21 protein-coding genes and 1 pseudogene are annotated in these 22326 nt (G+C 41.4%); 7 read left to right on the top strand and 15 right to left on the bottom strand.

Annotated elements, in window-relative coordinates; translation table 11 throughout:
* Window positions 1–39: 39 nt before the first annotated feature.
* Entirely contained in the window at window positions 40–408 is a 369-nt protein-coding gene (locus G4V62_RS14555; RefSeq protein ID WP_165203437.1) for a hypothetical protein, read from the bottom strand.
* Window positions 409–693: 285 nt separating this feature from the next.
* Between G4V62_RS14555 and G4V62_RS14550 the strand changes: the two genes are divergently transcribed.
* Together G4V62_RS14550 and G4V62_RS14545 are read left to right on the top strand one after the other, a co-directional pair.
* Window positions 694–996, top strand: coding sequence for a hypothetical protein (locus G4V62_RS14550; RefSeq protein WP_165203435.1), 303 nt, complete (start codon window positions 694–696; stop codon window positions 994–996).
* A gap of 250 nt (window positions 997–1246) precedes the next feature.
* Window positions 1247–1684: a DoxX-related protein gene (locus G4V62_RS14545; protein WP_165203433.1), complete on the top strand. Its 438-nt coding sequence runs from the start codon at window positions 1247–1249 to the stop codon at window positions 1682–1684.
* A gap of 56 nt (window positions 1685–1740) precedes the next feature.
* Here the strand turns inward: G4V62_RS14545 and G4V62_RS14540 are convergent, their stop codons facing one another.
* Window positions 1741–2298, bottom strand: a complete 558-nt coding sequence (locus tag G4V62_RS14540; RefSeq protein ID WP_165203431.1) for a FixH family protein — start codon at window positions 2296–2298, stop codon at window positions 1741–1743.
* A gap of 203 nt (window positions 2299–2501) precedes the next feature.
* Here G4V62_RS14540 and G4V62_RS14535 point away from each other — a divergent pair, with 203 nt between their 5' ends.
* Window positions 2502–3092 (top strand): DeoR family transcriptional regulator, encoded by a 591-nt coding sequence (locus G4V62_RS14535; RefSeq protein WP_165203429.1) that lies wholly within the window; start codon window positions 2502–2504, stop codon window positions 3090–3092.
* 523 nt (window positions 3093–3615) lie between these two features.
* Here G4V62_RS14535 and G4V62_RS14530 read toward each other — a convergent pair.
* Both G4V62_RS14530 and G4V62_RS14525 read right to left on the bottom strand, forming a co-directional pair.
* Window positions 3616–3984: a 6TM ABC transporter family protein gene (locus tag G4V62_RS14530; RefSeq protein WP_165203427.1), complete on the bottom strand. Its 369-nt coding sequence runs from the start codon at window positions 3982–3984 to the stop codon at window positions 3616–3618.
* A gap of 165 nt (window positions 3985–4149) precedes the next feature.
* Entirely contained in the window at window positions 4150–4995 is an 846-nt protein-coding gene (locus tag G4V62_RS14525) for a fatty acid kinase binding subunit FakB (protein ID WP_165203425.1), read from the bottom strand.
* A gap of 481 nt (window positions 4996–5476) precedes the next feature.
* Here G4V62_RS14525 and G4V62_RS14520 point away from each other — a divergent pair, with 481 nt between their 5' ends.
* Both G4V62_RS14520 and G4V62_RS14515 read left to right on the top strand, forming a co-directional pair.
* Window positions 5477–6166 (top strand): class I SAM-dependent methyltransferase, encoded by a 690-nt coding sequence (locus G4V62_RS14520; protein ID WP_165203423.1) that lies wholly within the window; start codon window positions 5477–5479, stop codon window positions 6164–6166.
* 551 nt (window positions 6167–6717) lie between these two features.
* The gene (locus tag G4V62_RS14515; protein WP_165203421.1) at window positions 6718–7473 is read left to right on the top strand and encodes a DeoR/GlpR family DNA-binding transcription regulator; all 756 of its coding nucleotides are present in this window, start codon (window positions 6718–6720) and stop codon (window positions 7471–7473) included.
* Between the two features lie 58 nt (window positions 7474–7531).
* Here the strand turns inward: G4V62_RS14515 and G4V62_RS14510 are convergent, their stop codons facing one another.
* From G4V62_RS14510 to G4V62_RS14485, 6 genes are all read right to left on the bottom strand, one after another.
* Window positions 7532–7921: a tautomerase family protein gene (locus tag G4V62_RS14510; protein ID WP_165203419.1), complete on the bottom strand. Its 390-nt coding sequence runs from the start codon at window positions 7919–7921 to the stop codon at window positions 7532–7534.
* A 17-nt stretch (window positions 7922–7938) separates the two neighbouring features.
* Window positions 7939–8952, bottom strand: a complete 1014-nt coding sequence (gene iolG / locus G4V62_RS14505; RefSeq protein ID WP_165203417.1) for an inositol 2-dehydrogenase — start codon at window positions 8950–8952, stop codon at window positions 7939–7941.
* 32 nt (window positions 8953–8984) lie between these two features.
* Window positions 8985–10580, bottom strand: coding sequence for a solute:sodium symporter family transporter (locus tag G4V62_RS14500; RefSeq protein WP_165203415.1), 1596 nt, complete (start codon window positions 10578–10580; stop codon window positions 8985–8987).
* 65 nt (window positions 10581–10645) lie between these two features.
* Window positions 10646–11560 carry a myo-inosose-2 dehydratase gene (gene iolE, locus G4V62_RS14495; RefSeq protein ID WP_165203413.1) on the bottom strand — a complete coding sequence of 305 codons (915 nt, stop codon included), beginning with the start codon at window positions 11558–11560 and terminating at the stop codon, window positions 10646–10648.
* A gap of 46 nt (window positions 11561–11606) precedes the next feature.
* Window positions 11607–12647, bottom strand: a complete 1041-nt coding sequence (iolG, locus tag G4V62_RS14490) for an inositol 2-dehydrogenase (protein ID WP_165203411.1) — start codon at window positions 12645–12647, stop codon at window positions 11607–11609.
* A gap of 296 nt (window positions 12648–12943) precedes the next feature.
* Complete coding sequence (locus G4V62_RS14485; protein WP_165203409.1) at window positions 12944–13339, bottom strand: VOC family protein; 396 nt, start codon at window positions 13337–13339, stop codon at window positions 12944–12946.
* A gap of 219 nt (window positions 13340–13558) precedes the next feature.
* Here G4V62_RS14485 and G4V62_RS14480 point away from each other — a divergent pair, with 219 nt between their 5' ends.
* Together G4V62_RS14480 and G4V62_RS14475 are read left to right on the top strand one after the other, a co-directional pair.
* Complete coding sequence (locus G4V62_RS14480; RefSeq protein ID WP_165203407.1) at window positions 13559–14524, top strand: helix-turn-helix transcriptional regulator; 966 nt, start codon at window positions 13559–13561, stop codon at window positions 14522–14524.
* A gap of 75 nt (window positions 14525–14599) precedes the next feature.
* Window positions 14600–15231: pseudogene (locus tag G4V62_RS14475) on the top strand (type 1 glutamine amidotransferase family protein).
* Window positions 15232–15564: 333 nt separating this feature from the next.
* Here the strand turns inward: G4V62_RS14475 and fba are convergent.
* The 5 genes from fba to G4V62_RS14450 form a co-directional block, all read right to left on the bottom strand.
* A complete protein-coding gene (fba, locus tag G4V62_RS14470; RefSeq protein ID WP_165203405.1) occupies window positions 15565–16434 on the bottom strand; it encodes a class II fructose-1,6-bisphosphate aldolase in 870 nt (289 codons plus the stop codon).
* A 32-nt stretch (window positions 16435–16466) separates the two neighbouring features.
* Entirely contained in the window at window positions 16467–18374 is a 1908-nt protein-coding gene (gene iolD, locus G4V62_RS14465) for a 3D-(3,5/4)-trihydroxycyclohexane-1,2-dione acylhydrolase (decyclizing) (RefSeq protein WP_165203403.1), read from the bottom strand.
* 29 nt (window positions 18375–18403) lie between these two features.
* Entirely contained in the window at window positions 18404–19381 is a 978-nt protein-coding gene (iolC, locus tag G4V62_RS14460) for a 5-dehydro-2-deoxygluconokinase (RefSeq protein WP_165203400.1), read from the bottom strand.
* A 21-nt stretch (window positions 19382–19402) separates the two neighbouring features.
* Window positions 19403–20221 carry a 5-deoxy-glucuronate isomerase gene (gene iolB / locus G4V62_RS14455; RefSeq protein ID WP_165203398.1) on the bottom strand — a complete coding sequence of 273 codons (819 nt, stop codon included), beginning with the start codon at window positions 20219–20221 and terminating at the stop codon, window positions 19403–19405.
* Between the two features lie 270 nt (window positions 20222–20491).
* Window positions 20492–21955 (bottom strand): CoA-acylating methylmalonate-semialdehyde dehydrogenase, encoded by a 1464-nt coding sequence (locus G4V62_RS14450; protein ID WP_165203396.1) that lies wholly within the window; start codon window positions 21953–21955, stop codon window positions 20492–20494.
* Between the last annotated feature and the right edge of the window lie 371 nt (window positions 21956–22326).

Below are 22326 nucleotides of genomic sequence, written 5' to 3'. Positions count from 1 at the left end.
TTGAACGCTGAGTTATCGCAAAAAACATAAGAAAGATAATCAGACAATCCCCGATCTATTATTGAAGTACTCATCCAATTCGTGTCCCCACTCTGGACGCTGAAATTCTTCCTTGAACTTCTCGAAATCGTAATAAAGTACTTTTTTTATAGCTTCTGGATCAAAATTGCACTTCATCAATTTCTCTTCATCAACGGTTAATTCAAAATCATGAATAGCAACATCAGGATTGTTCTCGTTATTAAAATCTCTTAACTCCTCAAGATATTGCTTAGTAATCCCATCTAAGATTTCGGTTGTTGATTGGTTTTCTTGAGCCATCGCTGAAGGTGTTAACAAACCACCTGAAAATAAGACCAAGATGAGTGCAGGTACTACTTTTGATATGAAGTGATTCATCTGTTTCATCAAAAACTTCTCACTTCTCAGATTTTTTTAATTGCTAAATTAGGTCACAAGCTTTATTATAATGATGAACATTTCCTATTCGGTTAACATAAAATAATATTACTCAATAGCTTCATTGTTCGTCAAACAGAAATTTACAAATGAATAACGCTTTTGTATGGCGCTTTTTTGCCCCTACAAAGGCCTTTTTGTATTCTTTCTTAAAGCAAGAACAGTTTTTGGTGTTGTACAGAATAAAAATAATACCAAAAAAATTATTGCTGGATCATCTAAAGGAGTGTTTATGTGAAATCTTTAGGTCTAGGGAGTTCTTCGTTATTTATTGCGATCTTTGCCATCCTATTTAACTATCTATCCATTAGAGGTTTGAGCCTTGGTGAATATCTTCTTAGTGCTTATAACTTAAGTCCTCTTTTCTATGATATTGTTGGCGTGCTACTTTTTCTCCTAGCATGGTTTATTGGAAAAAAGCATAATAATGATAAATTTGCGAAGCTCGGCGTCATTCTTTCAAGTATATTTCTTGTTTTGTATATTATCTTTGCTGTTATTGGGCTCATCCAACATATCATTCATTTAGTTATATAGAAACAATTTGACAGACCTTGAATTTCAACCTTAAGGTCTGTCTAATTTATGTTTAAAAGTCGTAGTATGTTATCGCAAATTTAATTGATCAAAGGCCCCCCTGTCTGCCAATCCTTATCTTAATATCACAACTTCTGTGATAGATTGCTAACTTCTTTTTGCTCCACCGACACCAATAGTATCCCGATCTTTTCCCCCTTGATATAATACAAAGACAATCACAAGCCCTCTAACTGAAGGGATGGGAACAATGACCAATTTATTTAAAGTCTTATTCGTTGTCTTTGGGGGATTATGTATATTAGGTTTATTTGGCCTGCCATGGCTCACTGACTGGGTAGATGCTTTGCGAATTGCTGTCGCAACGATGTTTGTCGTCGGGGCTTTCGCGCATTTTGGGAAATATCGTGCCCATCTGATTCAAATGGTTCCGCCAAATGTGCCAAGGCCCGTTTTTGTCATCGCGCTCATCGGTATTTTAGAGCTAGTTGGTGGACTTGCCTTATTATGGCCACCGACAAGACCGTGGGCATCACTCGGGCTCACACTTTTACTCATGTGTGTGCTGCCCGCTCATTTCCGTGCCGCAGAGCTAAAGCTCATGTATCGCGGAAAACCTTTTCCTTCACTTCTGATCAGTACACTTCTCCACGTTGTTTTCGTTTTTGCTGTGCTAGCCGTTGGATGAACTCATTAAAAAAGCAGACAAGCCCTATAATTAGAGGCTTCTCTGCTTCATATGAATTAATGACCTTCGTGATCCATACCTTCCATACTATCCATGTCAGACACACCGCTTTCTTCTTCTTCCTTCTCCGCAGCTGCGATGTCTTCTTCGGTCATTTCACCTACAACGATTTGATCTTTCGGCATAACGTGTGTTCCGCGTGCCGTGACATGGGATTGGACGTAATAAAGCCCGTCTGCCTCAAAAGTTGCCTCAGCCGTATATGTACCTTCCTCTACAACTTCGCCATCTTCCTTCCAGCTATTTTCACGATCCCCTGCCTTCCAAAACTCGAAACGAACACTGGATACATCAGCCTCCGCCACAGGCTCTCCTTCTTCAATGATCGCTGCCTTCGTTTCAACAGCTGTGTTCACAGCGGCTTCATCAGGAGCATCAAGCTCGACCTCAATCGCGCCAGTAAGCATTTGCTCTTCTTCTTGACCATCGTCTCCTACTTCTGTTTGCGTCTCTGCGTCAGCAGCAGGCTCATCCGTATCACCGGTATTGTCCCCTTGACACCCAATCAAAAATCCAACAAGCGAAAGCGGTACCAACCATTTTAATAATTTCATTTTACGTCAATGTCCTCCTTCTCGTTTTGATGACGTATCAACAAATATATTCCTTTCATTTACATCATCTTCCCAAATGAGTGTACTCCTGCCTTTAAAGAAGCGCAAGCCTCTTCATGATAAAATTTGTGAAAAAATGATGACATATGTTGTTTTTTGATATAATGTCAAAGAAAGATTTAAATTAGGGGGGTCATGTAAAAATGCTTCCGATCGAACGACGACAAAAAATAATGGCTTGGCTCGAGCAAGAAACAACCCTTCGTGTGAGCGATCTCAGCGAACGTTTAGCAGTGTCGGAGATGACCATATATCGCGATATTCGCCCATTAATCGATCAAGGAGACGTCATTAAAACACCTGGTGGGATTACTCTCGCTCAGAATCATACGCCTCCTGACGCCGACGGTCGTTCCCTTTGTGTTGTCTGTATGAAAGAAACAAACACACGGTTAGCCATGCAGCTCATGTATGATGATCTCCACATCGAGCAGGCCTGCTGTGCTCACTGTGCGTTATTAAGAGCCTCGCAGACACACGGTTTAACTCATCTTCTCGGTAAAGATTACTTAACCGATACGACCATTAACGGCTTACAAGCTTCCTATTTGATCGGCTCTGAAGCGAGAGTTCAATGCTGCGACCCGCAGGTGCTTCTATTTGACCGGATGGAAGAAGCACAAAAATTCCAACGCGGTTTCGGCGGCACTTTACTTCCTTACTCTGAAGCGATGCACCATTTTCAAAGCCTTGTTTGCCAACATTCTTGCCAAAAATCAAAAAAGCCATTCTAAATTTAACGTTTAAGCGTTTTTGCTAATTTTACGGAAATCGTAGGACAGTGTGCATGGCACCTTTTTTGAGTGCAGTAAAGAACGGCTGATTAAAACATTTCAGTCACGAATTTGTGTCAAGAATAAGAGTGAGACGACCTGCTCTAACGACCAAAAAGCTTCCTCGCTCAACGAGTGACGTCAAATTCTATAGTTCTACACCTTTTTAGCGTCCGCTTAGCAACCTCTCCGTTATTTTTCAGCCTGGCTTAAAAACACTTCGCAGTCCAGGTGCGCTGAAGAGCGGAGACAAGCAACGACGGATGAAAACAAGCTGACTTCCTCGACCAAACGAGGAAACCCTGTCACCCTTAAATGCATAAAGATGTTTCAAGACACAACAATCTCCTAAATTGACTTCTTCGTAGTACATCAGAAATACTGAATGATTATTACTATCTAATTCCATCCAAATATCAGCCTTTCTTTTGTATAAGACTGATGATATCATAGCACAATAAAGAAACAACTTTTGGGCTGACGCCTAACCGACATTCTTCTCCCACTTACTCATTGGACAACGTCCTAACATTCCATGATGTGGGAGTCTTCTGTCAGAAAACGATAAATTTTTCCGAGCTTTATATTCAAACGCTCTTCCTAAACGCATTGTCATATACTGTCCGAAACCGAAAAAAATACTATACCCTACAGCGACACCGAGCAAGAGCCACGTAGTGTGTAAAATCGTATCGATATTCCCATCACCAGTGGTCATCTGATCCGCAAAGCTGCCCAAAATTCTCGGATAGGTCGCAAATAAAATATTAGCGAGTATCATGAGTAGCATTGCCCCAAGATAAATTGCCAGTCGGGAGCGGACATGCTCCAATAATAGTCGTGTTCCTGTCATGGTACACACCGGCCCCTCTCTGTTCCTTCGCATTCCGAAATATATAGGCGCAAAGCTTATTGAAAATGTACGTATGTTTTTGTATTTTATACTAAAAATTCTTTCTTTTCAATCAAATCTATTTAAAAATGTCTATGTGGTGGTTGTTCACATAGACAAATACGGCTACATTTCATCTGTATAATACATAAGCGCAACGCCACCAGGACCAGTATGCGATGTAATAATGGGCGTCGTTTCGACAATATGGATTTCTGCATCGGTTTCACTTCGTAACCGGTCCAATAAACGGAGAGCCAGCTCTTTTGTGCCAGCATGAGCAATCGATACTCTTCCAACCCGACGACCGATCGTTTCTTTTTGAAATCGTTTAACAAACAGCTTAATCATTTGTGAATGCGTTCGGACAGATTGAATCGGTGATAACCCGCCGTCTTCAAGACGGGCAACTGGCTTAATGTTCATTATCGAACCAAGCAAAGCCTTCACGCGGCCAATCCGACCACCTTTTTTCAAATATTCTAGCGTATCGACCATAATATATAGCGAAGTCGCATTTTTAATGTCTTCTAGCCGTTTGACGATCTCTTCCATTGGCTTTTTTTCTTGAGCCATCATCGCTGCTTCCAGCACTTGAAAGCCGAGGGCACTCGATGTAAAGAGAGAGTCTATGACAGTAACATTTGCATTGCTTTCATTTGCAGCCATACTCGCCCCCTCAACCGTCCCGCTGAGCCTTCCAGATAAGTGAATAGAAAGGACGTCATGACCTTTCTCTGCCAATGCATTATATATATCTAAAAAAGACCCTGGACGAGGTTGTGATGTTTTCGGCAATGCTACACTCTGCTTTAGCTTTTCTAAAAAAGACGTCGCATCTAAATCTACACCGTCTGTATAAGATTGACCGTCAAGCTCTAATGTCAAAGGAACGATATGCACAGGAAGCCCCTTGAATAAGTGACTCGGTAAGTCAATAGTCGAATCGGTTACAATAGAAATTGGTTTCATGTTGACTCCTCTCATCTTTAAAACACAGTACAACACCTGTAAGATACATTTAAGCGTACATTGTTCGCTCGTTTTTGTAAACGCATGACTATGCTCAAACCGCTTTGTGATCGTATTTGTCACGCTCTGTTCAACATTTTGTCTTTTCTTGGATTTGCATATTTAAACAAGGATGAGTTAAGCGCTCGTCACAAGCGAAATGACTTTTAACGGGCACTGATGATGACTGATGGTACTCTTCACCAAACGCTTTATTTACAAACCTCTATGTGACTCATCTGCAGAACAGTTTCAGTGATTGCTTAAAAATGACAGTGAACATATGACAGAGACTTTTGTTTTTGCTCAAATGAAGCGATAGAAAAACGTTGGATAAAAGTGGTTATCAATATGATTGAACATGTTTAGTTATATTGACATGACAAAGATACTTCGCTATATTTTTATAAAATTGCAAGGATTTGAGAGGAGAAGAGCCGAGATGAGCCGAGGAATGGTACTAGAGGATGTCGTTTGTATTGGTCGCACCTTTCATGAGTATGTCCGAATGTTTGCTTTAAATGAAGCTGACCTGATTAATCAAACTGTGTTGGATTGTCCTGCCGGTGTTTGCAGTTTTACAGCGGAAGCAGCTGCGAAAGGCATTCATGCTGTAGCGAGTGACGTCGCGTATGCGTTTACTGCTGAAGACCTGCACGCAAAAGGACTCATAGACCTTGAAACGATTAAAGAAGCAATGCTTCCTACACAAGATCGTTACGTGTGGACTGAGTATGGCAATATTGAAGGATTAGCAAAAGAGCGAATGACCGCATTAAAAACAGCCATCGCTGACCGTTTAGCGTATCCAGCTCGCTATATTGAAGCTACATTACCGCATTTACCTTTTTCAGACGAGCATTTTGATCTCGTTTTATCAGCCCATTTTCTCTTTTTGTATGACGATCACTTTGACGTTACATTTCACACACGATCACTTGAGGAACTCTTGCGCGTTTGCCGAAAGGAACTGCGCATTTATCCTTTGGTCGGTCTACACGGCAAAGCGTCCAAAAGTTTTGAACCATGTAAACAGCTTGCAATAGCTCTTGGTCATAAAGTAACGATTGAACCAGTACCTTACGAATTTCTAAAAGGCGCTACTTCAATGATGCGCATTCAAAAGAGATAATAAAACACCCTGTGGTCACTTTGATCACAGGCTTTTACTATTTCCTATCTGTTAACTGTTCTTTTTTTCAATGTCTATTCGCATATCACTCATAGAATTATTGCGCTTTAATGAATCATTTTTTAAGCCATCCCTATCGAACAAAACGACGTACTTTTTCATGTTTTTCGTCCTGATTCATGTGAATCAATCAAAGGTTTTAAAGCATAAAAGTCGAATAATATATATACCACCAAAATCGCGTAAAAACACTAAACACATAACGTTCCTGCAAACGATATAGAGCGCACTGATGAATGGCGATTTTTCTACAAAACGCTAAGTGCTTATTTATATTCCCCTAGACGATATTGTCATGGTATATTTATGTATTAGGGATCTTTAGTCAAGTGACCCTATTTCCCCTTTGAATGAACGAGCAAGTCTCTGAGATAAGCATACGTGGGTAAGTTACTTTTGCAATCATCTGCATGATACATGCTTTCTAAAAGTCATGTATTGAACCATTTTTATAAAAAGATATGCATTTATCGAAGGCTAAGGTGAAATAAATGATAAAAGAACAACGGATTAAAAAAATTGAAGAGTATATTTTAGAAAAAGAATCTGCTTCATTAGATGAGCTTGTGACCGTCTTCCAAGTGTCTAAAAACACGATCCGCAGAGATGTACAAGAATTAGTAGAAAACGGATTGTTTAAAAAAGTATATGGCGGCGTTGCCGTTAAACCGAAAAATCTTGAGTCTTTTCAAGAACGAAAAGTACGCAATCAAATAGAAAAAACGTTGATTGGGAAAAAAGCGGCTCAATACGTCGAAGATGGTGATGTGATTTTTATCGATTCAGGGACAACGACGATTGAGATGTTTGAACATCTCTACGAAAAGAACTTAACGATCATTACAAATAACATTGAATTTATCGTACGTTCACTTCCTTACAAAAATTTAAATATTATTTCGATTGGCGGTGTTTTAGAAAGAAAAACCAACTCTTTAGGAAGCCCGCAAAATATTGACATGTTAAGAACATACAATATAAATAAAGCTTTCATGGCGTCAACCGGTATTTCACTAACAAGTGGCGTTACCAATGCTTCTCCATTAGAAACAGATGTCAAACAAATGGTCGTGCAAAAATGTCACGATGTCTTTCTCCTCATTGACCATGATAAATTTGGCAAATATGGCTTGATGACCTATTGTGGGCTTGACGAAATCGATCACCTCATCACCAATCAAGAGCCCAGTGAGGAATATGTAAACTATGCCAAGGAAAACAACCTTGAGATCGTCATCGCCAATTAAACTAAAAAAGCCGTCTCTTCAGTGGAAATGTCTTCCCTTTAAGAGACGGCTTCATCTTTTATAATTTCCCGGTGAGGAACTGGGCTTCACCAAAGCCAAAACTCCATTCTCCTGCACCATTGGTAACAATTGATACCATAATATCATTTGGCTCAATTCCACATTGATCTCCAAGCTTTTGCACGAGCAAGTTGTAGAATTCCTTTTTTTGACGGTCACTTCGCTGCGTACTCGTCACGCTAATGACAACAACGTTTTGGCTTCTTGCAAAACCGAGACCTGTATCTTCTATAATCATCTCATGTGGGGGATGCTGGGTCACAATTTGATAACGATCCCTTTCTGGAACAGCAAAAGCTTCTACAACAGCCCGATGAACAGCATCTAACAGTGTTTTTAATTCTTCTTTGCTTCGTCCTTCGATTACATCTAAACGAATGAGTGGCATAAGGCAAACTCCTTTTCTTATTCAAGAACAAGTGAATTTAATTGTTCAACCTGGACTGGCATTCCCGTGTCAATCGATTTTTTCGCCGCGATCGCAATGCGCTGTGCCATGATTCCATCAACAAAACCACACGTGACCTCTTTGTCTTGTTCAATTGCGGTCATGAAATCGCTCACCTCTTGAATGTAAGCATCGTTATATCTTTCCAAGAAAAAGTGATATGGGTTATCTTCCTTAATGCCATCTTTCGCGAACATCTCTATGCGTGACGCTGCTTCGTTTTTCACATTGGCCGAACCTTCTGATCCAAACGCCTCTAATCGTTGATCATAACCGTATACTGCTTGGCGACTATTATCAATGACACCAAGCGCTCCATTCGCAAATTTAAGGTGAATGATCGCGGTATCAATATCGCCAACTTCAGCAATTTTCGGGTTGACGAGTGCTCCTCCTTGGGCAAATACCTCTATGACTTCAGAATTGGTAATAAAGCGAGCCATGTCAAAATCATGAATACTCATGTCAGCAAAAAGGCCTCCAGAACGAAGCACATACTCCAATGGCGGCGGCTCAGGATCTCTAGACGTTATTTTTAAAACGTGAAGGTCACCAATTTGCTTCGCTTCGACAATGCTTCTCACTTTGCTGAAATTCCGGTCAAATCTTCGGTTAAAGCCGATTTGAAACTTGACTCCCGCTTCTTTCACAACCTCATAAGCTTCAAGCGTTTCCTCATCAGAAAAGCTAATCGGCTTCTCACAGAAAATATGTTTTCCGGCTCTTGCTGCTTCTTTAATGATCGTCGTATGTGTATCTGTCGGCGAACAGATGAAAATCACTTGGATTTCCGGGTCTTGAATGATCTCTTGATAATCCTTTGTCATCCGTTCAACGCCTAAATCACCCATTTGATCGGCGAACACATCAGAAACAGCTTTAATACGAACGTTACTCATATGTTTCATATTGTTTAAGTGTAGTTTTCCTATTCTCCCCGCGCCAATAATTCCTACTACGATCTCGCTCAAAAATTTTCAACCCTTTCATTATCTAAGTTCAATTATGAGGCAATCCCCCAAGGTGAAAAGAAGAGATACGTGCCGACCATCGTAATAATGACGACCACAGAAACCCACTTTCGATGTTTCCAAGGTGTAAGATCCACTTTATTCGTGTCCTCTTCAAAAGCAAATGGCTTGTGAAGCGGTTTCATCTTTCCGATGAACCACATGACAAACACGTCAGCTAAAAACAGATAGCCTAATACATATAAATAATGAACGTCGTCTAAGAAAATTTTGGATAAACCATAAATAATAATGTGAAAAGCAAACGTTACTTTAGCTGCGAAAGCGGTTACGTATTTAGAATAAAAGCCAAGTACAACAAGCGCAAGTAACGGCATGCTATAAATGCCATTAAATTCTTGGACGACCGCGTATAACCCAGCTGGAGCAAAGGAAATAAACGGTGCAATCGTTACCGAAATTAAACCGACAATGATGGTTACAAATTTTCCTGCTCGAGCCACTTGTTGATCTGTCGCATCTTTTTTAATCATTGGCTTATAAAAGTCAAGGGTAAACAAGGTCGCGGTCGCATTGAGTGCCCCTACAAATGAACTTAAAATCGCGCCAAAAATAACCGCAGCAAAGATCCCATAGCCCCATTGCGGCAATACCGCCGTCACTAATGAAGGGTAAACATCGTCTGCATTAACTAAGCCATCACCTAGCAAATTAAAGCCGATGATTCCAGGAAAAACTAAAAACAATGCACCAAAAATTTTGAAGAAAGCAACATATAAAGCGCCTTTCTGCCCTTCCTTCAAACTTTTTCCAGCGAGCGTCTTTTGGACAATCATTTGATTGGTACACCAGAAAAATAAGTTGTTAAAGAGCATGCCCATAAACAATGTTGGCCACGGTACAATCGTAGAATCAACCGGTCCGATAGCATTTAACAAATGTGGCGTTTGGTCTTTGACTGTCTTCATACCGTTTAAAAAGTGACCATCGCCTAAAACGATTAAGCCAAACACAGGAATCGACAGTCCAATGACAAGCAGAGCAACACCATATATCGTATCACTAAACGCACTTAAAGAAAGACCACCAATCAGTAAATAGAGAAGACCAATAACGCCGATGACTGCCGCAATTAAACCTACGGCTACAAGCTTGTCAACGCCAAGCGCTTGATCCACACGAAAAATTTTATTAAAGACGAGTGAACCAGAGTACAAAACAACCGGTAAAAAAGACGTCATATACGTAAAAATAAATAGTGCGGAGACAACCCTCTTTGTTGCCGTATCATAGCGAATCTCGATGAAATCTGAAACTGTACTGACACCATATTTCAAATATTTCGGCAAAAAAACGAGCGCCAATAAGACACAGGCAATCGCAGAAGTCACTTCCCATGCCATTACTTCCATACCGCCGACATAGCTTTGACCATTTTGACCGACAATTTGCTCAGTCGAGAGGTTGGTCATAATAATAGCTCCGGCAATCGTCACTCCCGTCAAACTGCGACCGCCTAAAAAATACCCATCCGCACTGTTATTGTCAACAGCCCGACTTTTCTTAAAAGCAAAAATACCAATCGTTCCTACAATTACGATAAAAATAAGGATCGAAAACATATCCAAGGCCGCTTCCCCCTTCGTTTAGAGCGTTTAATCTTCTATGGTGCACCGTGAAACAGCCTGTGCGTTTATTTGGATGCCGTTCGCATGCTGCTTAAAATTTGCTTGATGTACAGCCTTGCTTTTAATGCATATTCAAAGGGATTCGCCTGCGCGGGGTCTTGTTCAGCCTCAACAACGATCCATCCCTCATAACCGCTTTCTTTAATCGCTTGCAAAATTGGCTCAAAATGAATAACTCCATCCCCCGGTACAGTAAACGCTCCTTTTTTAACAGCGTTTAAAAAGCTGATTCTCTTTTCCTTAACATCTTGAGCAATCGTTGAGCGGATATCTTTAAAATGAATATGTTTAATCCGGGAATGATACTTTTGGAAAACATCCAGTGGATCCTCACCAGAAAACACAAGATGACCTGTATCAAACAATAAAGACACTTTTTCAGGATTGGTATTTTCCATAAGACGCTCAATTTCCGCTGTCGTTTGCACACCTGTTCCCATATGATGGTGATACACGATCGCCATTCCTCTTTCAGCAGCTAAATCACCTAAAGCCTCAAGCCCTTCTGTTAACCGCTTCCATTCTTCATCAGTGAATACTGGCTTTTTTTGAAACAACGGTGTCTCCATTTGTCCTTGAATGCTATGTCCTTGTTCTGAAACGACAATGACCTTAGCACCCATTGCCGCTAAAAAATCACGATGGGCGATAAAGGCTTCTTTTGTCTCGGCAAATGGTTTTGTCGTTAAAAACGCGCTAAACCATGCACTCGCTACTTCAAGGTTTCGCGGCTGTAAATATCTTTTTAACACTTCTGGATCTCTCGGGTACTTATTGCCAATTTCCGTCCCTGTATATCCAGCCAAAGCCATTTCGCTAATGCACTGTTCAAATGAATTTTCGCTGCCTAATTCCGGCATATCGTCATTCGTCCAAGCGATCGGGGCGCAGCCAAATTTTATCTTACCTTCTAATCCCATACAGTAACCCTCCAAACGATCTCAATCTCTACGTCGCTTCACGTGATTAGCTATGGTGTAACTCATATTGAACGTCAATGATTTGACTTGTTTCAACAGACTTTTGACAAGCAATGGCCACCCGTGTGCTCTGTAGACCGTCAAATGCCGACACTTCCGGCTGGCGGCATTCTTTAATACAAGCAATAAATTCCTTCATTTCATTGATAAAAGCTTCCTTGAAGCGCTCAGAAAAATGTTCAGACATCGGTCGCACCGCCCCATGCTCATCAAAAACGGTGACTAAGTTCTTTTCAGGCTGCGCAGCGACTCGCAGCATGCCTTTCGTTCCGATCAGCTCTGTTTCCACATGATATCCGTGAATAGCATTCCTACCTGCAACTAAAATGGCCATCGTTTGATCTGTTAACTGCATCATCGCTGCTCCAGTTTCCAGCTCGTTCACTTGATCCAACGCCGGGTAGGCCGCATTTTTTCCCATCGCCCATACTCGACTGACTTCTTTTTTCGTAAACCAACGCACTAAATCTATGTCGTGAATAGACATGTCGGCAAATAAACCACCACTTTTACTTGCCCCTGCAAACTTAACGAACTGTTCTAACCCTGAGCTTGGGTCAATGCCGTAACAACGAATGACCGTTAATTCCCCGAGCTGACCTTCATCCACCATTTTTTTCGCGTATTGATAAGACTCATCGTAACGTCTCATAAAACCAAGTTGAAAAATCTGACTCGGGTGCGCTTTAATCACATCGATCGTCTGTTTAATGTCAGCAACATCTAACCCAATCGGCTTTTCACAAAATACATGTAACCCCTTGTCCATGGCTTGACGAATATGTTCTGGATGAAAATCGGAAGGAGAAACGATACAAACAGCGTCAAGATTAGGGCTCTCGATCATCTCTTCAAACGTCCGATATGTTTCAGACACATTAAATGACTCTTTAGCAAAAGCCAAGTCTTCTGGGTTAATGCTGCAACTCGCTTGCAAGACAGACCCCGGAACATGGTTCGCAATATTTTCAGCATGAATTCGTCCAAGTCTACCTAACCCAACGATCCCTACGCGAATATTTCCCATCTACTTCCTCCCTCTCTGAAGCTGTACAAAAACGCTTTCACAAACAGTCCTCTGATGACTCGGAGATTATTTGACGTCATGTGACTAAAATTATGAACGTGTTGTTATCTTTTGGTTAACTTTTGATCATTTGCACATCTAATATTAATATGTAAAGCGTTTTCAGTCAATGCTTTTTTCAAATGTTCAACATCATTTTCGCAGAATCGTCAGCGCAGCAAAACCTACGTGATTGCAGTGACCTGTCCTGTCGATACTCAACAAACCTCCATCACATCACCAACTGTTGGCTCCGTTTACTCTTGACTCGAGTGTCTTTCCCCTACGAATTGCAACGTTTCTCCATTCGGTCCTTGAAAACGAATCGTTTTTCGGCCAATGCCTTCTTTCGGATGCTTCGCGTGAAAGCGAATCCCTTCTTGTTGAAGCTTTTTCATCACCTGCTCCACATCATCTACAACAAAAGCGACATGATTGACTAAACCATCAGCTGAGTATTTAATTTCTTGCTGCACATCACGGATAAGCTCGATTTCAAAACCTGGAAGACCGTCGTGTGTTAAAAAAACGATCTCTTTATCCCCACGGTTCACCTTAATCCGCGTCTGAAAGCCTAGTAAATTCTCATAAAAAGCAATTGACTCTTCCATATCGGTTGCCATAATCGCAACATGCTCTACCCTTTTAATCATGTAAAGCCCTCTCTTTCACAGGTGATATACATCGTTATTTTAGGAGAGCGTAAAATATCTTGTGTAAATGACAAAAAGGAAGACCTTTTCTTGTAGAATGAAGTTACCACAACACCAATTCAAAGAAAGAAGGTCTTCCTATGAATCAGTTTACAACAGTCGACGCTCTGAAACGGGATATTACTGAAGTTTTTCGTTCTCACCTGGAGGTGGATTTATATGCCTAAAATTGACAATATACTAGCCATTCTATGGATGCTTAATTCAAGTAAAAAAATTACTGCAAAACAAATTTCAGAAAGGTTAGAAATGAATATAAGGACTGTGTATCGTTATATTGATACACTTTCAACAAGTGGAGTACCTATAGTTTCAGAAACAGGCCATAACGGTGGATACACTTTATTAAACAATTTTATTGACGCTCCTCTTTTTTTTGATTTTGAGGAACAAACCTCACTATTTCACGCTGCTGTTTTTGCAGAAGAAGCCGGATATTATGGAGGTGAAGCACTAAATAAGGCAATATCAAAGCTAAGCAGATATTCAAATCAAGAACAGGAAACAAAGATAAACCAACGTTTTACCAGTCTTGAAGTAATAAGTCGATTAAGCTCCATCTCACTGGAGCCTTCCTTGAAGGAGGTGGAGCAGGCAGTAGCTGACGGATACTCTGTAAAAATTCTATACCTTAAATGTGGCGAAGAAGAACAATCAACATTTAGATTGGTTGATCCTTATAGAATTATTTATTGGAATAATAAGTGGTATGTGATTGGATTTTGTCACCTTAGGAATGATATCCGTAGCTTTAGAGTAGATCGAATTGAAAGCTTAATGCTAACGGAAAATAAGTTTAACCGACCAGAAAATTTTTCAGCACGTGACTTTTTTATGGACAATCTCCTTCCAACTATAGAAGGTAAGGAAGGAATTATCCCTTTGGTTATAAATGGAAACAAAAGGGCGTTGGATGATGTTTGCCAACATTGGTTTTTGGGACATTATTTACAAGAACGGACCTCAACTCAAGCAGTATTTCTTCTCGAAAAAGATATGCTACATACATATGTACCTCATCTACTTTTGCCGTACGGTAAATCTATTCAAATTATTGAGCCAATAAGTCTTAAGCAAAGACTTATTGAAGTTCTGTCGGAATTAATAAAATTTCATCAAGTATGATCACTTCCCTGACGTTATCTGTCAGGGAAGTTATATTATAATAGGCTATATTAATTGTGATTGGAGCGTTATTGAATGCAAACAAAAAAAGTTTATCTTTATGTATTTAATACAATGTCAGACTGGGAATATGGATATTTAATTGCTGAACTAAATTCCGGAAGATATTTCAAAAAAAGTTTACCCCCTTTAGAAGTAGTGACAGTAGGAACGAATAAAGAAATGATTACTACGATGGGAGGGCTGAGCATACTACCAGATATTTCTGTTGACGAATGTACACTTGAGAGCAACGATCTTTTAGTCTTACCTGGAGGGACTACTTGGAGAGAAGATATTCATCAACCTATCTTAAAAAGAATTGACGAAGCTTTAAAGCTTGGTACTATTGTTGCTGCAATTTGTGGTGCAACTGAGGCCCTTGCGAATATGGGATACTTAGATTCTAGAAAACACACAAGCAATGACTTAGAGTATATTAAAATGGTCTGTCCTCATTATAAAGGAGAACAATTTCATGAGATGAGACCTGCAGTATCTGATGAGAATCTGATTACTGCATCAGGAGTAGCACCTCTAGAATTTACGATAGAAGTACTGAAAAATTAGATGTATTTGCACCCGACACATTACATTCATGGTATAACCTAAATAAGACTCATAAACCTGAGTACTTCTTCCAATTAATGAATTCATTAAATAGCTGAGCTAAAAAATCAACTTAGCAGTTTTATATTAGTTCAAATAAATAGAATTGGTAACTAAATCTCTTTTTAATCTTATTGAACAACGGTGTGCCTTTTTTCCTTGGCAATAATGTTGGAACGGTCTTCAACAATCAGGCACTTTTATGGAGTTACGCAGTAAAAATAAAAAATGATCAAACTTTTCTATAAAAACCAAAATGAAAAATGCTAAAGAAGCATCCATTTTGATTATCTTTTATCAAAATGGATGTTTTTTATTAATTTTAGAGTGACGCAAGCAACAACGGATGAAAGCGTTTGTCAACAGGCTAACCTTGTAGACACCCATTACCTTTATGCTTTATTGCTGGAGCAAAATTCTCTTATTTTTGCCTTCACAGTGTCTTTTACAGCCGCTTTTCCTGGTGTAAGGATGGTACGGGCATCATAAACGTCGTGGTCGTTTTCAAGTACTTGGCGTACCGCATTTGTCCACGCTTGCAAGCATTCCGTATTCACATTAATCTTTGCATGTCCAAGCGCTATGGCTTGTTGAATTTGCTGAGGAGGAATACCCGAACCTCCGTGGAGCACAAGCGGCACATCAGTCATATCAGCGATTTCCTTCATTTCTGTAAAGCCTAACTTCGGCTCACCTTGATACGGTCCATGTACTGATCCGAGAGCAGCAGCAAGGGCATCAATGTGCGCTTCTTGAACAATTCGTAAACATTCGTGCGGATCTGCATACATAATTCCGCCAATCAGTCCATCTTCATTGCCACCAACAGTTCCAACCTCAGCTTCCACTGATACGTGATAACGCTTGGCATAATCCACAACTTCTTTTGTCATCGCAATGTTGTCATTAATGGGGCTATGAGATCCATCAATCATGACAGATGTATACCCAGCATCAATCGCCTCTTTACACCGCGCTACACTCTGTCCATGATCTAAATGTAAAGCAACTGGGACTGAGATGTTCTTTTGCTCGACAATTCGATCAACCATCGTTGCAATTGTTTTAAAACCGCCTAAATAGTCGACGAGACGATCTGACGATGCCACAATGACAGGAGACCGCTCCTCTTCAGCTGCTTCAAGAATCGCCTCAGCCCATTGAAAACTGTTGATATTAAATTGCCCTACTGCGTATTTTTCTTCTTTCGCATTCAGTAGCATATCTCGCATGGAGACTAGTTTTGTGACTGAAGTTGTCATCCCGATTCACCTCTCTGTTTCACTAAGCGATTTTAATACTGCTTCGCCTGTTTCCTCATTTCTTCAATGTTTTTATGAGCTTGTTGAATCGCTTCTTTTTCTGACACTTCGGCAATCCCGACATTCCACCAGCTCTCATATCCTTCAGTCATCGTTTTCGGAAGAACCTTCATTTCAATCAATGTCGAACGCGTTTGTTTTTTTGCATCTGTCAAAGCGGCTTTTAAATCTTCGACCGTATTGGCACGATAAACTTTCGCGCCGTACCCTTCAGCGACCTTAGCATAATCAATATTTAACACTTGATTGTCATGGGTTCTAAATTCCGTGCAATACGTTCCACCGCCATTACCCATTTGCAAGTTATTAATGCAGCCAAAGCCAGCATTATCGAAAAGCAGTATATTGATTTTTTGATTGTATTGAATCGCTGTAATGAATTCGGAATGAAGCATTAAAAAGCTGCCATCTCCTGCAAGGGCGTACACTTCTTTATGAGGCTCAGCCAACTTCGCACCTAGAGCACCCGATATTTCGTAACCCATACATGAATACCCGTATTCTACGTTGTACGTATTTGCAACTGTTGGGTTCCAAATGCGTTGCACGTCGCCAGGTAATGAACCAGAAGCAGTGACAATAATGCTGTCTGAATCAATGGTCTCGTTTACTGTGATTAATGCCGTCGTTTGGGCAAAGTCAGTGTCGAGCGCATCTGCATATTCATTTAATACGTCTTGAGCGAAATGCTCTTTGACTTCAGGGACAAAGTCCTCACGTTTAAAGGCTACTTTGCTTAAACGCGCCCGTTCTTTCGCCCACTCGTCTTTTAATGCGCTAATGTCGCTTCCAAAAGTCGACTTGTACCCTTCTAACAATGGTTCCAGCTGCTCTAAAGCGGCTTTAGCGTCAGCTACGACTTGGAAAGCATCTAATTTGTACGCCTGCATCCGGCTCACATTGATATTTAAAAACTGAGCCTTCGGATGAAACGCCGTTTTAGAAGAGGTCGCGAAATCGGTATATCTCGTGCCAATACCAATGATTAAATCAGCATTGCGGGCCGCTATGTTCGCTGCCATCGTTCCTGTAACCCCAAGACCGCCTAGATTGTTAGGAAAATCAGATTCAATTGTAGCTTTACCCGCCTGTGTTTCAACCAAGGGAATCTCATGTTTTTCGGAGAGTTTTCGTAAAATATCGCGCGCTTGCGAATACTTCGCCCCCCCACCTACGACAATCACAGGCTTTTTGCTTTCTCTAATCCGCTCCGCTGCTCCAGTTAACTCACGCTGAACAGGTGCCTTGCGGTCGAGGTAATGCACACGCTTTTGAAAAAAGCTTTCGTCATAATCGTACGCCTCGCCCTCGACATCTTGCGACAGACAGATTGTTGCCGGTCCTGCTTTGGCTGGATCTGTCATTACTTCAAAAGCACGAAGCAAGCTCGACATTAATTGCTCAGGACGGGTGATGCGATCCCAATACCGGGATAACGGCTTGAGCGCATCGTTCGTCGTCACTGCTGCACTGTATTCTTGTTCAACTTGTTGTAAAACGGGATCTGGCTGTCTTGTAGCAAAAGTGTCACCTGGAAGAAATAGAACAGGAATGTGATTCGCTAACGCAGTCCCGGCAGCTGCTGCCAAGTTCGCTGCCCCAGGGCCAATCGATGTTGTCACCGCGTAAATTCTTTGTCTGAGCATTTGCTTACTGTACGCGATTGCCGCATGAGCCATCCCTTGTTCATTTTTTCCTTGAATCACCTTTAAATGCCCAGCATCTTGTTCAAGTGCTTGTCCAACACCTAACACATTTCCATGCCCAAAAATGTTAAAGACACCTGCTACAAAAGGAAATTCTTCACCATCCACATGAATGTATTGCTGGTTTAAAAAACGGACTAAAGCTTGTGACGTCGTTAAACGAACCGTACCCATTGATTTCACCTCTGACTAATTGATTATTTTCAAGATCGTTCAGAAATAAGCTGCTCGATTTCAGCAACGGTCGGCATCGCATCAGAAGAGCTATGTTTACTTACAACAATCGCCGCCGATGCACTACCGTATTTCAAAGCCGTTTCAATGTCCTGTCCATTGATTAATGCGTAAATGAATGCAGATGCATACGAATCACCGGCTCCAAAGGTTTTTAACACTTGCGTCTTATACGCATGTCCTCTAAACGTTTCACCTGTATTCACATACGCGTATGAACCATCGACGCCATGCTTAATGACAATGAGTTCAGGAGAATGTTGGAAAAGCTGAGTAACGGTTTTGTCGTTGTTTCCATCTTTTACGTTCTCTAGCACATCAAATTCATCGCGTGTACCGACAACAACATCTGCCTGTTCGGCAACCAATGAATAATAGACAGATGTTTCTTCAGGGGATACCCAAGTATAAGGACGGTAGTCTAACTCAAAAATGACTTTGACTTCATTTTTCTTTGCCAGTTGGATGGCTTTTAATACGGCTTCACGCGAAGGGCTCATCGCCAATCCTGTACCTGAAACGAGCAAAACCTTTGCCTGCTTAATATACGCCTCATCCACTTCAGTCGGCTGTAAATATAAATCAGCAACCTCGTCACGATACATTAAAATGCTGCATTCTTCTGGGCTTTTAATTTCGGTAAAAGTCAGCCCTGTTTTATGTCCTTCTTTGTCGATCGGCATATTCGACGTGTCCACGCCGACTTCGCGCATGTATTGCTCGATATAACGGCCGTGCTGATCGTCAGCAAGCTTTCCGATAAAACCTGCCTTTAAGCCAAGCTTTGATGAGCCGATCGCGATATTCGCCGGAGAGCCGCCAACATATTTTTTAAAGTTCATCGTTTCTTCCATTGGACGGTTGTATTCAACAGCATTGAGGTCAATACATGCACGCCCGATCGCAATTAAGTCATACTCACGGTCTTCCTTAAATTCTACTTTCATCCTCATTTCATCTCCCCACTGTTATTTACGGTCTAAAATCCATTCGTGATCTGGGTCGTTATGAAACTTCCATTTGCGCGTTGGACCAGCCATCACGTTTAAATAATAAGATTCGTAGCCATCCGGAACACCGACGGGATGATAACCAACGGGAACGATGACGACATCACTATTTTCAACGGACATCGTTTCATCGAGCGAACGATCATCTGTATACACACGCTGAAAGACAAAGCCTTGACGAGGGTTGATTTCATGGTAGTACGTTTCCTCAAGAAACGACTCCTCTGGCAAATTGTCTTGGTCATGCTTGTGCGGTGGGTAACTTGACCAGTTGCCGCTGTCTGTATACACTTCCACAACTAAGAGACTGTTGGCAGATGGATCTGAATCAGGAAGGATGTTATGGACGAGTCGTTTATTGCTGTACTGACCCCGCTGTTCAATCGAGTTTTCCTCTGCTTTAATCCATCTTGTCGGCTTTTGTTCGTCTGACGGAGAATAACAGAGGGCAACCCTCGCGTGGCTTACTGCTTCTACTTGAAACGAGCGGTCATTGGATACGTAAACACTATCCGTCGGTTTCTTTTCAAAAACGGTTTCTCGTGTGCCTAAATCATTAAACGCCTGTTCATGATCTGTGATGTTGATTTGTCCGGTTAACGCGACAATACAACACTCTTCTTTGCGAAGCTCTTCTTCATATTTAGCCCCTGGCATTAGATCAACTACTTTAAAACCGACGTATTCCAAAGGTGCATCATGACGTGTCACTTCGTGGACTAAAGTCACACCTTCCGCCAATTCCTTCGTCTGTGGCTTACGAAGTAATTTACTCACAAGCTGTTCCTCCTTTTTTATGAAAGAAACCTTATATATTCATAAAATAATAACGGTTACATTGCAATAATACAGTCTGTTGATAAGCGGTTGCCTTCACAGTTTATCATCTCACTTATCCTAGGTGGTGAAGTGAGATTCGCTCAGCTTCGTGCCTAACTGTCTGCCGACGAAAAAGCTAAACTTTCTCTTTAAAAGCATGTGGACAAAGTCTGAAGCGACTTTGTCTACATGCTGTAGTGAGGGGATGCTGCCATCAGCTTACCTTGTTCATTCAAATGACGGTGCTTTATAATTCGCAGTAACCACTTTTTTGCGTGTATAAAATTCTACGCCATCTTTGCCGTTCGCTGGCAATGTACCAAAGAAAGACGATTTCCAGCCAGAGAATGGGAAGAAAGCCATTGGGGCTGGTACACCTAGGTTAATACCTAGCATTCCGGCATCAATATTTTCACGGAAGTAACGAATTGAAGAAGCATCAGACGTATACAAGCAAGCACCATTCGCAAATTCAGATTTGTTCGCTGTGTCGACAGCTTCTTTTAAGTTGTTTACACGAACGACTGACAATACTGGTGCAAAGATTTCATCATTCCAAATCGTCATATCCGTTGTCACGTCGTCAAAAATCGTCGGACCGACAAAATAACCATCATCCGTTATATTTTCACGTCCGTCACAGACAAGCTTCGCACCTTCTTCAACGCCTCGTTCGATATAACCGATCGTGCGCTTTCTGTTTTCCTCACGGATGACCGGTCCGAGAAAGACGCCGTCATCTAAACCATTACCCATTTTCATGTTTTTCGATTCCTTAACGAGCTTGGCGATAAACTCGTCAGCCACACCCTCTTCAACAGTAACGACTGAGCAAGCCATACAACGTTCACCAGCCGATCCGAATGCAGAAGCAATGACGTTAGTCGTTGCATGATCTAAATCAGCGTCGTTTAACACAATGGAGTGGTTTTTCGCGCCAGTGAGCGCCTGAACACGCTTTAAGTTTTCGCTGCCGCGCTTGTAGACATACTCTCCGACCGGCTTAGAACCAACGAAGGAAACAGCTTTGACGTCTTGATGATCCAAAATGCCGTTTACGACATCGTGGGCGCCATGCACAATGTTAAAGACACCTTTTGGAAGTCCGGCTTCGGTAAGCAATTCAGCCAGTTTTTCGGTAAGAAGCGGCGTGCGTTCAGAAGGCTTTAAAACAAACGTATTGCCGACAGCAATCGCCATTGGGAACATCCAGCATGGAACCATCATCGGGAAGTTAAATGGCGTAATACCTCCGACAACGCCGATTGGATAACGATAATTGGTCACTTCAACATCTGTTGCAATGGTTGAGAGTGAATCACCCATCATTAACGTTGGAGCACCTGCGGCAAATTCGACGTTTTCAATTCCACGTCCAACTTCACCTAATGCTTCCGTCGTGTTTTTCCCATTTTCAATCGTAATTAGACGAGCCAATTCATCTTTGTTTTGTTGTAACAATTGTTGAAAAGCAAATAAAACACGGGCACGCTTTTGGACAGGGACATTTCTCCACTTTTCAAAAGCTTCTGCCGCCACACGGACTGCATCCTCTACATCTTCTTTCGTAGAGAGCGGCACTCGCGCAATGATTTCTTTCGTTGCAGGGTTGTATACGTCTTCGTATTGAGTCGTTTTGCTGTCAACCCACTCTCCATCAATGAAATTCTTTAGATTTCTTACCTCCGCCATCTGTTCTTCCTCCCTCATCCAACCATAATAACATGGTTAATTTATGGTCATGTTTTGGTTATGTTTAACCTCATGTTAATATTAAAAACGCTTTCAGTCAAGTTTTTTCTCTAACCGCTATGTTATATTTCTGTTCAACCTAAGGAAGAAGCCTGTCGCTCCCCGTAAAGTATAGATAAAGCCAATTTATGACTTAATCCCTATTAACGCTCCCTTCTTCACCCTAGCTTGAAAACGCTTCGCAGCCTAGGCGCGATGGCGAGGGAAGACTCGAATTGAACCTCTTGTTCATGAGAGAATGAGCGAGCCGAGCAACGACGGATGAAAGCGTTTGTCAACATTCTCAGCCTGGCTTGAAAACGCTTCGCAGC

The sequence above is a fragment of the Litoribacterium kuwaitense genome (assembly GCF_011058155.1).
GTDB classification, from domain to species: domain Bacteria; phylum Bacillota; class Bacilli; order Bacillales; family DSM-28697; genus Litoribacterium; species Litoribacterium kuwaitense.
Note: the sequence above shows the minus strand (reverse complement) of the source record. Positions and strands in the feature narration are given on the sequence as shown.

Excerpts from the sequence above, each read along its gene's own strand:
- G4V62_RS14555 (WP_165203437.1), bottom strand. The coding sequence starts at position 408 with ATGAAACAGATGAATCACTTCATATCAAAAGTAGTACCTGCACTCATC.
- G4V62_RS14545 (WP_165203433.1), top strand. The coding sequence starts at position 1,247 with ATGACCAATTTATTTAAAGTCTTATTCGTTGTCTTTGGGGGATTATGT.
- G4V62_RS14540 (WP_165203431.1), bottom strand. The coding sequence starts at position 2,298 with ATGAAATTATTAAAATGGTTGGTACCGCTTTCGCTTGTTGGATTTTTG.
- G4V62_RS14535 (WP_165203429.1), top strand. The coding sequence starts at position 2,502 with ATGCTTCCGATCGAACGACGACAAAAAATAATGGCTTGGCTCGAGCAA.
- G4V62_RS14530 (WP_165203427.1), bottom strand. The coding sequence starts at position 3,984 with ATGACAGGAACACGACTATTATTGGAGCATGTCCGCTCCCGACTGGCA.
- G4V62_RS14525 (WP_165203425.1), bottom strand. The coding sequence starts at position 4,995 with ATGAAACCAATTTCTATTGTAACCGATTCGACTATTGACTTACCGAGT.
- G4V62_RS14520 (WP_165203423.1), top strand. The coding sequence starts at position 5,477 with ATGAGCCGAGGAATGGTACTAGAGGATGTCGTTTGTATTGGTCGCACC.
- G4V62_RS14515 (WP_165203421.1), top strand. The coding sequence starts at position 6,718 with ATGATAAAAGAACAACGGATTAAAAAAATTGAAGAGTATATTTTAGAA.
- G4V62_RS14510 (WP_165203419.1), bottom strand. The coding sequence starts at position 7,921 with ATGCCACTCATTCGTTTAGATGTAATCGAAGGACGAAGCAAAGAAGAA.
- iolE (WP_165203413.1), bottom strand. The coding sequence starts at position 11,560 with ATGGGATTAGAAGGTAAGATAAAATTTGGCTGCGCCCCGATCGCTTGG.
- iolG (WP_165203411.1), bottom strand. The coding sequence starts at position 12,647 with ATGGGAAATATTCGCGTAGGGATCGTTGGGTTAGGTAGACTTGGACGA.
- G4V62_RS14485 (WP_165203409.1), bottom strand. The coding sequence starts at position 13,339 with ATGATTAAAAGGGTAGAGCATGTTGCGATTATGGCAACCGATATGGAA.
- G4V62_RS14480 (WP_165203407.1), top strand. The coding sequence starts at position 13,559 with ATGCCTAAAATTGACAATATACTAGCCATTCTATGGATGCTTAATTCA.
- fba (WP_165203405.1), bottom strand. The coding sequence starts at position 16,434 with ATGACAACTTCAGTCACAAAACTAGTCTCCATGCGAGATATGCTACTG.
- iolD (WP_165203403.1), bottom strand. The coding sequence starts at position 18,374 with ATGGGTACGGTTCGTTTAACGACGTCACAAGCTTTAGTCCGTTTTTTA.
- iolC (WP_165203400.1), bottom strand. The coding sequence starts at position 19,381 with ATGAAAGTAGAATTTAAGGAAGACCGTGAGTATGACTTAATTGCGATC.
- G4V62_RS14450 (WP_165203396.1), bottom strand. The coding sequence starts at position 21,955 with ATGGCGGAGGTAAGAAATCTAAAGAATTTCATTGATGGAGAGTGGGTT.